At 41.4% G+C, this 11841-nt stretch carries 13 protein-coding genes, 2 tRNA genes and 1 pseudogene; 4 read left to right on the forward strand and 12 right to left on the reverse strand.

Annotated elements, in window-relative coordinates; translation table 11 throughout:
- Positions 1-17: 17 nt before the first annotated feature.
- From CVN76_RS15485 to CVN76_RS15500, 4 genes are read left to right on the forward strand one after another with little or no spacing between them, the layout of a single operon-like run.
- Positions 18-833, forward strand: a complete 816-nt coding sequence (locus CVN76_RS15485; RefSeq protein WP_100532020.1) for a hypothetical protein — start codon at positions 18-20, stop codon at positions 831-833.
- A gap of 12 nt (positions 834-845) precedes the next feature.
- The gene (locus CVN76_RS15490; protein WP_100532021.1) at positions 846-1580 is read left to right on the forward strand and encodes a hypothetical protein; all 735 of its coding nucleotides are present in this window, start codon (positions 846-848) and stop codon (positions 1578-1580) included.
- A 10-nt stretch (positions 1581-1590) separates the two neighbouring features.
- On the forward strand, positions 1591-2217 hold the full coding sequence (locus CVN76_RS15495; protein ID WP_100532022.1) for an ABC transporter ATP-binding protein: 627 nt from the start codon (positions 1591-1593) through the stop codon (positions 2215-2217).
- Positions 2210-2728 carry a hypothetical protein gene (locus CVN76_RS15500; RefSeq protein WP_100532023.1) on the forward strand — a complete coding sequence of 173 codons (519 nt, stop codon included), beginning with the start codon at positions 2210-2212 and terminating at the stop codon, positions 2726-2728. Before CVN76_RS15495 ends, CVN76_RS15500 begins: the two co-directional genes overlap by 8 nt.
- Before the next feature lie 176 nt (positions 2729-2904).
- Here the strand turns inward: CVN76_RS15500 and CVN76_RS15505 are convergent.
- From CVN76_RS15505 to sdhA, 12 genes and pseudogenes are all read right to left on the reverse strand, one after another.
- A tRNA-Arg gene (locus CVN76_RS15505) sits at positions 2905-2978 on the reverse strand.
- A 737-nt stretch (positions 2979-3715) separates the two neighbouring features.
- Positions 3716-3789, reverse strand: a tRNA-Arg gene (locus tag CVN76_RS15510).
- Positions 3790-3962: 173 nt separating this feature from the next.
- The gene (locus tag CVN76_RS15515) at positions 3963-4475 is read right to left on the reverse strand and encodes a metallophosphoesterase family protein (protein WP_100532029.1); all 513 of its coding nucleotides are present in this window, start codon (positions 4473-4475) and stop codon (positions 3963-3965) included.
- A 2-nt stretch (positions 4476-4477) separates the two neighbouring features.
- A complete protein-coding gene (locus CVN76_RS15520; protein ID WP_100532024.1) occupies positions 4478-5089 on the reverse strand; it encodes an XTP/dITP diphosphatase in 612 nt (203 codons plus the stop codon).
- A 130-nt stretch (positions 5090-5219) separates the two neighbouring features.
- Positions 5220-5318: pseudogene (locus CVN76_RS32420) on the reverse strand (ribonuclease PH); the annotation flags it as partial.
- A gap of 186 nt (positions 5319-5504) precedes the next feature.
- Positions 5505-6578 carry a GerMN domain-containing protein gene (locus CVN76_RS15525; RefSeq protein ID WP_100532025.1) on the reverse strand — a complete coding sequence of 358 codons (1074 nt, stop codon included), beginning with the start codon at positions 6576-6578 and terminating at the stop codon, positions 5505-5507.
- 202 nt (positions 6579-6780) lie between these two features.
- Positions 6781-7584, reverse strand: a complete 804-nt coding sequence (gene racE / locus CVN76_RS15530; RefSeq protein WP_100532026.1) for a glutamate racemase — start codon at positions 7582-7584, stop codon at positions 6781-6783.
- A gap of 10 nt (positions 7585-7594) precedes the next feature.
- Positions 7595-8038, reverse strand: a complete 444-nt coding sequence (locus CVN76_RS15535; RefSeq protein ID WP_232732261.1) for a MarR family winged helix-turn-helix transcriptional regulator — start codon at positions 8036-8038, stop codon at positions 7595-7597.
- 221 nt (positions 8039-8259) lie between these two features.
- Positions 8260-8484, reverse strand: a complete 225-nt coding sequence (locus tag CVN76_RS15540; protein WP_028392149.1) for a helix-turn-helix domain-containing protein — start codon at positions 8482-8484, stop codon at positions 8260-8262.
- A gap of 121 nt (positions 8485-8605) precedes the next feature.
- Positions 8606-9070, reverse strand: coding sequence for an acyl-CoA thioesterase (locus CVN76_RS15545; RefSeq protein ID WP_100532027.1), 465 nt, complete (start codon positions 9068-9070; stop codon positions 8606-8608).
- A 196-nt stretch (positions 9071-9266) separates the two neighbouring features.
- Positions 9267-10040 carry a succinate dehydrogenase iron-sulfur subunit gene (gene sdhB / locus CVN76_RS15550; RefSeq protein ID WP_061142165.1) on the reverse strand — a complete coding sequence of 258 codons (774 nt, stop codon included), beginning with the start codon at positions 10038-10040 and terminating at the stop codon, positions 9267-9269.
- A gap of 17 nt (positions 10041-10057) precedes the next feature.
- A complete protein-coding gene (gene sdhA / locus CVN76_RS15555; RefSeq protein WP_442857581.1) occupies positions 10058-11761 on the reverse strand; it encodes a succinate dehydrogenase flavoprotein subunit in 1704 nt (567 codons plus the stop codon).
- Between the last annotated feature and the right edge of the window lie 80 nt (positions 11762-11841).

Here is an 11841-nt window from a genome sequence, read left to right on the forward strand (position 1 = left end):
ACAGCGGAGGAAATTCAATGTTACTCAGTAAATTTAAAATTAGAAGCAGATATATGGCGTTAGCATTTTTTTTGTTGTTTGGCGGATTGACCCTTTCCTGGGTGTTTGCTAGTCATTATTTTGAAATCATGACTATGGATTATAACGCACCTGATTTAGCAGGGACTAAAGAAGACATCAGACACAGTTTTATAGCAGGCATTTCAACTTGGGAAGTATTTGTTGATTCATCGATGTTTCACATCATCAACTTCATTCCCGTTTTATTCATATTACCTACGCTTGGATTATTCACAGAAAAGAGAAGTTTATATGTGCTGGGAAGACATCGATTTCCATTGATAAAGAAGGCTGTTTATAGAGATGTCATACACTATACATTGTTATCAACGTTTACTGTTGTATCAACCTATTTATTGTATTATTCGATCGGGACAATCTTTGTTTATCGCAGTCTTGATGATATAGGAGGATTCGCTTCAATTTTACCTCACAATTTTTATAGCAGCCATCCTTACCTCTTCTTTGTTTTCATGGTATGTACAATTTATTTATGTTTAGCATTCGTGTTCAGTTTGTTAGCGTGTGCATTGGTTCTTTTATTAAATCGAGAGTATAAAGTCATTGTATCGGTATTAATCATCTATTTTTTGTACGGAAAACTAGGTGTTTACACTCAAAGTGTTTGGTTTGACATTTTCGCAAGCTTTACCGCTTTCAACACCATGTATTCCACATTGGAAGCATTTCTACCATTGGTTCTATTATTTATCATTTCGATACTATTACTGGTAGTGGGTGTAAACAAGACAGTTAAAAATCCTGAAAGTTAAAGGTCTAAAAAAGTGGCGATAAAAAACTATCCAATATTATTACTAACCGTCCTAATATCTTCCGTTTCATTAGCTTTTATTAACTATATCCAAGGCTATCAACATATCATCATCTATATGAATGACTATAATGAATCGTTACCAGCTGAAGCGATCCTTGATCGGATCTTAGTTAATAAAGCCTTTAATCAGATTGAACATATGGAAGGAAATAGCGTTCTCCATTTCATCAGTCCATATACGTTTTATGCAGCGTCGATTTTTTGGGGTTCCATTTCTTTCCTCATGATCAAGAAAACCTATCATCCATTTGTTTTTTCCCGAATCAACCTGCAACGAGAGGCTTTAAGAATAATCAGGGGTCGATACATCCTTCCTGTAACGTTATTTGTATTTATATACGTCAGTTCCATTTTTACGTTCGTTTTTGTTCATGGTGCACTGGAATTTGAGTATCCAGCTTCAATCATAAGACAATTTTTATTTTTTGGCATCGCAAGCATTCTCATTTCCTTAGGACTTTCATCAATCTTGTTTTACCTCTATTTGAAATTCCAAGAAACGACGGCATTATTGACTGTGTTCATACTCATTTCCGTATTATTCATCATGGATCTGCAACTAAAGACGTTCAGCATTGTATTTATTAGTGGAGATGCTTATTTTGTTGGTGGGATGATTGCCGGAATATGCTTAATGATTCTTTCCCACTTTTTACTACGGAACTTGAAATATAAAATTGCATAGGGGCCTTAAAATGATTAAAGTACAGAATATTAATAAGAGCATAAAACATCACACCATTCTAACTAATATTTCCTTATCTATTAATCCAGGTATTTGTGTGGGCTTTGTAGGGCCAAACGGATCAGGCAAAACGATGTTGTTAAAAGCGATTTGTGGATTTACGGCAATTAATGATGGCGAGATTTGGGTGGAAGGCAAACGAATCCTTTTCAGTAAGAAATATATTGACAATGCCGGCATCATCATTGAACAGCCTCCATTCATAAACTACTTAACTGGCATGGATAATTTGTCCATCTTAGCAAATATACAAAAAAAGATTACAAAAGAAGATATCGTTCAAACCTTAAAAAAGGTGGGTCTAGCTCAGGCAAAAGACAAAAAAGTGAAGGAATATTCCTTGGGCATGAAACAACGTTTAAGGATAGCACAAGCCATTATGGAGAACCCGAATATATTAGTTTTGGATGAACCTTTCAATGGATTGGATAAGAAATCCGTTATTGAGATCCAAGAGCTGTTATTGGATTACAAGAAGAACGGAGTCACGATTCTACTAACAAGCCATGATGATAGGCAAATAAATTATCTTTGTGACATAGTCTATGAATTGAATGGGGGCGAGCTCGTTGAATAAAAAATATGCTTGTCTTATCTTGGGCATACTCTTACTAACAGCATGCTCTCCATATGGAATTACTGGAAATCCAGAAGATGCTAGTGATACCGAATCCACTCCTGAAGAAATAGCTGTAATGGAAAATCCTCCAACTTTTTCAATAACAGTGGAGGATTTTGAAAAAGAGATAGTAAACAATGATAATCAAAGGCTCCTGATTAAAACAGAGTCAGGTTTCAATACAAAAGATAATAAGATCCAGCTTACTTATGATTTAACAGATGAAAAGAAAAAACTAGCCGACCTTTTTTTATTCGTTGAGGAATCTAAAGAAGACTTCCCCACTATTGAAAAGAAATTCACGGCTGTTTTAGAAGTGATTTTTCAATCTTTGGACGTATCCTATGATATAAGCGAATTAAAAGCTAATTTAAAAGGAAATGATTTCCTCGGTATGGATACGGATGATGTTTCCGTATCCATAACAAATAATAGTACAAATATTCAATTGGCTATCATTCCGAAATAGCGACATGTACGCCTGAAAGGGCTTAAGCTTATTTTGCGTCAACTGCACTATTATTTATGGTGAAAAATGCATATAATATTTCCGACCCGGAACTTTTCTAAAGACATTTCTAAACAAATAAAAAATCACCCTGGAATGTTGACCAACCAACATTCCAGGGTGATTTTTCTAGTTAGTGTCCCAGGAGAGATTCGAACTCCCGACCGACGCCTTAGAAGGGCGTTGCTCTATCCAGCTGAGCTACTGAGACATGATGCTGTCCCTTATCAGCCAAACAACAGGCATATCAAAGGGTTACAAGAATTAAAACTTTCACTGTAAGACTACACTATATAAATAGTAGGGTTTAGAACAATTCCCTAACAAAGTTCTATTACCATGTATCAGAATACCCTAAAGCTTTAAAGTTTTCAAGTACTTATGTATAATATGTTTGCTTTATTTATCACATACACATTTCATAAAATACTAGTTACTAATTCCGATAGATCCAGAAGACTATGGGGCATGAAAAGCGTAGCACTTTAAGTCTTTCAAGAGCCTAAATAGGCATGATTTTAGCTCGCAGTTTCCTCCACGCATCGGTTGTGCAGTTTCTTATCGTTTAAAGAATGATTTAGAGAAAGAAAACGAGTGGTTTTGTACTTTCTTACGCAGGCGAACATTTATAGACGGAGACACCCTCTCAAAAATTATTGTAAGGACTTAACTAAAAGTTCTATCAGAAGCAGGGGGAAAGGTACATATACATATTCCTTAAGATTATCAGCAACTTCCCCTACTGTTCTATTATCTCCTAATACCCATATCGGAGGAGACAGATGAGGGTGAGGCTGGCATTTCTCTTAATAAGCAAGGAGCACACATTGCGCTGAGCTGCTACAATTCAGTATCTTGACTTGGCAGGCAGGGATATTGCATTGCATGAACGAAAAAAGATATGCTCCCACAGCGTTATAACCTGTGTTAGCATACCTTTTCTGTTAGTGTCCCAGGAGAGATTCGAACTCCCGACCGACGCCTTAGAAGGGCGTTGCTCTATCCAGCTGAGCTACTGAGACGTTTATGATATAAGTTGCGGTAAAACTTATGTATTACCTTAACTGTTCCCTTAGGACACTTCTTATTATAGTAGGATATCAAAAGAAAGTCAACGCTTTTACTAAAAAAGTTTTTTCCTTTTTTTAAAATCCAGGAAGCGGGGAAAAACGCTTCCTGTTCATTATACATGAAGTCATTCGAATTGATAAGTATTTCTTAGTTCATCAACTATTTTTCCTTCAAGGTCATAATAGGTGATTTCAAGTTGGTCTTTTTCGAGTCCCAAAATGGCATAGGTCTTCTCAATTCTCCCCCGCGGCTGACGGATGCTGCCAGGGTTGATGAACAGCTTGCCATCGATCATTTCAGAACCTGCAGCGTGGGAATGGCCAAAGCAAATGATATCAGCTCCCATTTCTTCGCTTTTGTAAGCTAAGTTCATCAACGTCATCTTGATGTTGTAAAGATGCCCATGAGTAAGGAAGAATCGCTTGCCCAGGATGTTCTCCACAACGTCACTTGGGTAGGCGGCATCATAGTCGCAATTGCCGCGAACGGCGAGGAAATCCTTCATGAGGGGGTCTTTTCGTTCCAATTCGGAGTCCCCACAATGAATCATGGCCGCGACTTCATGTTTATGACGGTCGGTTATCATGCCGATTTCCTGCGTTAGTCCATGACTGTCACTCATGATTAGGACTTTCATCGTCACATTCCTTCCTCCCTCTTTAGAAATAGATCAAGTTTTTCATCCAAAGCCTTCAAGGCATGAGCCCGGTGGCTGATTTGGTTTTTTTGCTCTTTCGTCAATTCCGCACTTGTTTTTCCTTTTTCTTTAACAAAAAAGATAGGATCATACCCAAACCCATTCTCTCCAGAAGGTTGGTCCGTTATGACACCCTCCATCGTCCCGGATACCGTAATCGTTTCCTGGTTCGGTGAGGCTAGTGCCAAGGCGCAATAAAATCTCGCGGTCCTCTCCGCTTCTGGTACACCTTCCAGTTCGCTGAGGACTTTTTGCGTGTTCGCTTCGTCACTTTTCGCTTCGCCGGCATAGCGCGCTGAATATACGCCCGGCCTGCCATCCAATGCATCTACAATCAAGCCCGAATCATCCGCAATGACAAAATGACCCAACTGCCGGGCAATGGCCTCCGCTTTCAGGATTGCATTTGCTTCAAAAGTTGTACCCGTTTCCTCCACGTCCGGTGCACCTGGTACATCGAGGAGCGTTTTAACTTCATATCCTTTAGCAGCGAACAAGCTTTCGAATTCCTTGGCTTTCCCTATATTCTTCGTTGCAATGATTACTGTCTTCATCCTTCATCTCACCTTTTTTCGTTTTTTGATCTTCGAATAATGCGCGAAGCCCTTTTGGGCCACGGGAATCATCTCTTTATATGTAATTGCCGACTCTTACCCAGTGCCTTGTGATTCAACTGACCTTCCCATTCGTATCAACAAGAGCTGGTGAATCTACCAGGTAATTTAAGTCTAACACAATTCGTGCTTCTTCTAAAATCCCGACACCTGTAGCCGCCAGATGATTGCCCACGTTATATTTCCATGGTTCGTCCTGTAATCGTCCTCCAGTGATTCGTTGCATTCTGGAACACTGATGAAGCCTATACCTCCTGTTATTGGCACGTCTGCCTCCCCCTGAATCCCCAAAAAAATAAGAGGCAGCGGTAGGCTGCCTCGATGTGCTCCATCTCTCGTATACAAAATCGTTTCTTTAAAAACTACCAGTGTTGACCTTTTCGGGACGGACCACAGGCTCTGATATTTTCTTTCCTTCTTCATTCAAAATATCGGCGCTGCCCTTCACTTGCACTTCAACACTTTCGATTCCTTTTTGTTCCGTTAACGAAAGGACCAAGGCATCGAGAACTTCTTTTGAAACTTTTTTCTCTTTGAAGCTGCCCAGGATATTTTCGTTGAAATTGAGGCTGACCTTGCCATCCGCCATTTTAGGCTGATCAAGTAAGGCAACATCAGTCATGAAGCCTGTTTGTAAATTCGAACCCGAAGGACTCTTCGTCAATTCTTGAACCGCAGCTGTAACATCATCAGATACCGTTTCACTGATCCGGCGCGTTACCGGTACATAATACGTATATTCCTCGTCACCGCCGACATAATAAACGGTCAATGCTTTCGTATTCGAAATGTCGACTGCGTCACTTGTATCGATATTGATTCCTGAAGACCTGGATATATTCTCATCGATCGGTGTGCCATTGACAGGCATTTCGGAAATATCCTCGCCATTAATCCTCATTTTAATTTTATCGACGGAATCAAATTGTGTCAGCGTCCATGTAATGGCTTGAAGGATTTTAAGCTCATCTTCTTTTTGGTAGTTTTTGAACTCCGGCGAAAAGTCCGCCACTGCCACTCCGTCTTTAATGTTCACGCTTATTTGCGTATCTGCAGGAATGACCGCCCTGAACCCATTTGGCAGTTTATCCGTGACCGGGCCGTTATTGACAAGATAATCAAGCGCCTGCTTAGCGACAGCTTCGGATTTAGGCAGTTCCAATGTCTGCGGAACCACATACCCGCTTTTATCAATTAAATATAACTCCGTTTTTACCGTTTTGGATTCAACAGCGCCTTCCTCACCATCTGTTGCAGGCTGCTCTTGACCCTTCGACTCTTTTAATGAAGATTCATTGTCGACTAATGAAACATCCTTGGGTGGATCAATTTCCTTCTTCTCTTCACCGCCGAATAATCCGCACCCCGAAAGCCAAATGGAAGATGCAAGAATGGTAACAGCCATCGTTACTTTTGATTTATTGGACATAAAATCACTCCTAGGACAGTTTGTACTCCTATTTATACGAGCCCTAGGGGAAAATAGACCAATTATTTTTCATCCTTTCTCCAGCCGCCTTCCTTCCTGTTCATTGAGGACATGCGGCTGCTCCTACATCTTATTCTCCAAACCCTTCTTCTTTCTTTATCTTGGACTTCCACCTAAAAAAAAGACTTCCAAAATGGAAGTCTTATAAGTGATCGATTTTAATGGTTTCAACCATGCTGGTATGAATGCCAAGCCAGCTCGATGCGATCGATCCAAACATATCCCTGGAGCCGGTTGTATAAAAGCGATGTGCCGGGCGGAGCTTGCTTCTATTGATCAATCTATAATAATCCAAGATGACGCTTGCCTCACGGGCCGTCTCTTCCCCCGATGATATGACCTGCACTCCATTCCCCATATAGGATGAGATGACAGGTCCCAAGAGTGGATAATGGGTACAGCCAAGAATTAACGTGTCAATCTTCGTTTTCTTCAACGGGCTTAAGGTTTGTGCCACGACCCTATTGACGATTTCCCCTTCGAACTCCCCACTTTCTACGATTGGGACAAATTTCGGACAGGCTAAACTGTCCACTTTCACATCGGTATTGATGGAGGCCAATGCGTCATCATAAGCTTTGCTTTTCACCGTGCCTTCCGTGCCAATGATGCCAATATGTAAGGAGTTCGATACTTTCAATGCCGCTCTTGCACCAGGGTGGATGACACCCAGAACAGGGATCGAAAGTGTCGCCCTGATTTCATCGAGTACCGCCGCTGTTGCTGTGTTGCAAGCTATAATTAGCATTTTAATATCCTTCTTCAACAAAAACCTCGTCATTTGCCATGTGAAGGCTTGAACATCTTTTTTGGTTCTAGGCCCGTAAGGACATCTTGCTGTATCGCCTAAATAAATTATATTTTCATTCGGCAGCTGACGCATGACTTCTTTCGCTACAGTCAAACCGCCTACCCCTGAATCAATGATTCCTATTGGTTGTTTCAAAAAACTCGCCTCATTTTTCTTTCATTTCTTGATGTAGTTTAGCTAAAATCCCTTGAAGGGAAACGATGTCGGCATCATTGAATTGTGCTAACACGCCACTCAAATACTGCTGCCGTTTATTGATCACTTCTTCGATAATCCGTTCCCCTTCACTAAGAAGGTGAATGCGAACCACCCGCCGGTCCTTTTCATCTTTAACACGCTGGACAAGCTGATGCTTCTCCATCCGGTCAATCAGATCCGTGGTTGTGCTGAAGGCAAGAAACATTTTCGTCGACAATTCGCCGATCGTCATGTCGCCCGATTCAAACAGCCATTGCAAGGCCAGGAATTGAGGAATGGTTATTTTATAATCATTTAGGATTTCCCGTCCCCTTTGCTTAATCCAGGACGATACATAGCGCAATTCCTTCTCGATTTCGGCTACATAAGCAACCTGCTTCTCTTCATCCATACACCCAGCTCCCCACTTCATGAAACTTATCATACTACCATTTTGGATGAAAGTGAAATGATTTTCAAGATTGATTGTTCGGAATCCGCAGCACCCCAACAAAAAAATAAGCAGCATCCAAAGAAGTCAAAACAATGGAATTGTTTTGGACTTCCTTATATGCTGCCAAATAGAACGGGAGAGAAAATATTTATAAGGCTTACGTATTAAACGCTAACACATTAAAGCTTAAGTTCTCCCATACGAAGGAGTTCTATGACTGCCTGCGAACGTCCTTTGACTCCAAGCTTCTGCATCGCATTCGAGATATGGTTTCGAACTGTTTTTTCGCTAATAAACAATTCACCTGCGATTTCTTTTGTTGTTTTGTCTTGTACTAGTAACTCAAATACTTCTTTTTCTCTTTTGGTGAGTAGTGGCTTATGAGTGAATTCGTTCTCCTTCAAGTAATGTTACCCTCCTTGCCTTCACCAGCATAAAACCCGGAGTGGGTGTCTATTTAGTCAAGATATAGTATGTCGGCAAGTGCAAGGGAGTGACTATTTTACTTCATGGGATGAAATTTTTTCAGGAATGTTCGACCTCCGCATGCCACATCCCTTGCCTCATCTCTTCCGTCCAAGGCGTCGGCTTTCCTGTGTCCTTGGAGACTTGGACGATCGTTCCCCTGCCCGTTAAACATATGGAACCATCTTGCTTAGTGCCCATGTAATGAATATCTACCGAGGAGGTCCCGATATGGTCGGCTTTCACATGGATCGTCAATCGATCATTGAAAAACACCTGCTGCAGATAATCACACTGCAGATCGGCGACTACCGGAATTTGATCACTTGTGAATGCCGTCCAATCCTTCATGAATCCCAAGCTATTAAAATATTCTATCCGTGCTTCCTCAAAATAAGTAAAAGGTATCGTGTTATTTAAATGCCCGAACATATCCGTTTCCGAAAAGCGGACCTTAATCTCATGTTTAAAAGAAAAATCACTGATCCACTCCGTTATATTATCGATATATGATATTCTGCCCAACTTGTGCACTCCCTTTCGAAAATGAATGGCTATTCACTCATTTTATAAGAAAAATTTGATAATGAAAAGGATTTTCTCTCGGAAAGCTGGTTAATTCGCATATAGCTTCCTTCATTTTACAAATCCCACTCATTTCCGATGGAAAAGGATAAAAAAGAGCCCCTATCCTAAGATAGGGGCTCTTTGCTCTAAATGATTAAACTTCGTCGCTTCCGAAGAAGTTACGGAATTGCTGAATGGCAGTATCACGGTTCAATGCTGCAATCGATGTAGTCAATGGAATTCCTTTAGGGCAAGACTGCACACAGTTTTGCGAGTTACCGCAGTTTGCAAGTCCTCCATCGGACATGATTGTATTTAAACGTTCCGCTTTGTTCATTGCACCAGTTGGATGTGCGTTGAATAAACGGACTTGTGATAACGGTTGTGGTCCCATGAAGTTTGAGTTGCTGTTCACGTTTGGACAAGCTTCCAAGCAAACACCGCAAGTCATACATTTTGATAATTCATAAGCCCATTGACGTTTCTTTTCTGGCATACGCGGTCCTGGTCCAAGGTTGTACGTTCCATCGATCGGGATCCAAGCTTTAACCTTCTTCAACGAGTCGAACATGCGGCTGCGATCTACCTGAAGGTCACGAACCACAGGGAAAGTACGCATTGGAGCAAGGCGGACAGGCTGTTCCAATTGGTCGATAAGGGCCGTACATGATTGTCTTGGTTTACCATTGATGACCATGGAACAAGCACCACATACTTCCTCAAGGCAGTTCATGTCCCATGCGATTGCTGTCGTATGCTTACCTTGTACTGTTACCGGATTACGACGGATTTCCATTAGGGCGGAAATGACATTCATATTCGGGCGGTATGCTAATTCAAATTCCTCATCATAAGGAGCTGAATCCGGTGTATCTTGACGAGTGATGATAAAACGGACTGTTTTAGTCTCAGATTTAGTTTCAACCATTTTTTTGCTCCCCCTCTTTAATGTTTCGTAGTGTAGTCACGTTTACGCGGTGCGATGAGTGATACATCAATATCTTCATAATGGAATTCAGGTGCTTGATCCAAGCCCTTGAAAGTTGCCATTGTCGTTTTCATGAATTCTTCATCATTACGTTCCGGGAAATCAGGTTTGTAATGCGCTCCACGGCTTTCATCACGGTTTAACGCACCGATTGTGATTACACGTGCCAATTGCATCATATTTTGCAGCTGTCTAGTGAAAGCAGCTCCTTGGTTGCTCCATTTAGCCGTATCATTGATGTTGATTTTCTTGTAACGCTCCATCAACTCAAGAATCTTGTTATCCGTTTCTTTCAGCTTATCATTGTAACGGACTACAGTAACATGCTGAGTCATCCACTCACCAAGCTCTTTGTGGAGTACGTACGCATTTTCGTTTCCATCAAGAGACATGACATTGTTCCATTTTTCTTGCTCTTGTTTTTCGTATCCATCATACAATGAAGATGGGATGGATTCGGAAGTTTTGTCAAGGCCTTCGATATATTTAACGGCATTCGGACCAGCGACTGAACCGCCATAGATGGCAGATAGAAGTGAGTTCGCACCAAGACGGTTACCGCCATGCTGGGAGTAATCACACTCACCTGCAGCGAATAAACCTTTAATGTTAGTCATTTGGTCATAATCAACCCAAAGTCCGCCCATAGAATAGTGAACGGCAGGGAAAATCTTCATTGGTACTTTACGAGGATCTTCACCCATGAATTTCTCGTAGATTTCAATGATTCCGCCAAGTTTAATATCAAGTAATTTAGGATCTTTATGTGATAGATCCAGATAAACCATGTTTTCTCCATTAATACCAAGCTTCATGTTCATACATACGTCGAAGATTTCACGAGTCGCGATATCACGAGGTACCAAGTTACCGTAAGCAGGGTATTTTTCTTCAAGGAAATACCAAGGTTTTCCGTCTTTATATGTCCAGATACGTCCACCTTCACCACGAGCGGATTCACTCATTAGACGAAGTTTGTCATCTCCAGGGATTGCTGTCGGGTGAATTTGAATGAACTCACCGTTGGCATAATTAACACCTTGTTGATAGACGATCGATGCTGCTGAACCTGTATTGATCATCGAGTTAGTGGATTTACCGAATATGATTCCAGGGCCCCCGCTTGCCATGATGACTGCATCGCCAGGGAATGATTTGATTTCCATTGTAGTCAAGTTCTGAGCTACGATACCGCGTGCTGTTTCTTCATCATCGATAACAGCTCCAAGGAATTCCCAGCCTTCATATTTCGTAACAAGTCCTTCCACTTCATAACGGCGAACCTGCTCGTCCAATGCGTAAAGCAATTGTTGACCAGTCGTTGCACCCGCGAATGCTGTACGGCTATGTTGTGTACCGCCGAAACGACGGAAATCAAGAAGACCTTCCGGAGTACGGTTGAACATAACGCCCATACGGTCAAACATATGGATGATCGATGGTGCCGCTTCACACATCGCTTTAACCGGGGGTTGGTTAGCCAAGAAGTCCCCGCCATAAACTGTATCATCAAAGTGAATGAATGGAGAATCCCCTTCACCTTTTGTATTTACTGCCCCATTGATTCCGCCTTGGGCACAAACTGAGTGAGAGCGTTTAACAGGCACTAAAGAAAATAAATCAACCTGTTGTCCAAGCTCTGCTGCTTTGATCGTCGCCATTAAGCCGGCTAGACCTCCACCTACGATAATGATTTTACCTTTACCCAATTCTGTCACTCCCTTATTTCCATTAGCAAAGC

The sequence above is a fragment of the Bacillus sp. mrc49 genome, from assembly GCF_002803435.1.

Bases quoted from the DNA above. Each gene is read 5' to 3' on its own strand.
- sdhA (WP_442857581.1), bottom strand. From the start codon at position 11,761: ATGGCGACGATCAAAGCAGCAGAGCTTGGACAACAGGTTGATTTATTT.
- CVN76_RS15515 (WP_100532029.1), bottom strand. From the start codon at position 4,475: ATGAAAGTCCTAATCATGAGTGACAGTCATGGACTAACGCAGGAAATC.
- CVN76_RS15485 (WP_100532020.1), top strand. From the start codon at position 18: ATGTTACTCAGTAAATTTAAAATTAGAAGCAGATATATGGCGTTAGCA.
- CVN76_RS15495 (WP_100532022.1), top strand. From the start codon at position 1,591: ATGATTAAAGTACAGAATATTAATAAGAGCATAAAACATCACACCATT.
- CVN76_RS15520 (WP_100532024.1), bottom strand. From the start codon at position 5,089: ATGAAGACAGTAATCATTGCAACGAAGAATATAGGGAAAGCCAAGGAA.
- CVN76_RS15535 (WP_232732261.1), bottom strand. From the start codon at position 8,038: ATGGATGAAGAGAAGCAGGTTGCTTATGTAGCCGAAATCGAGAAGGAA.
- sdhB (WP_061142165.1), bottom strand. From the start codon at position 10,040: ATGGTTGAAACTAAATCTGAGACTAAAACAGTCCGTTTTATCATCACT.
- CVN76_RS15525 (WP_100532025.1), bottom strand. From the start codon at position 6,578: ATGTCCAATAAATCAAAAGTAACGATGGCTGTTACCATTCTTGCATCT.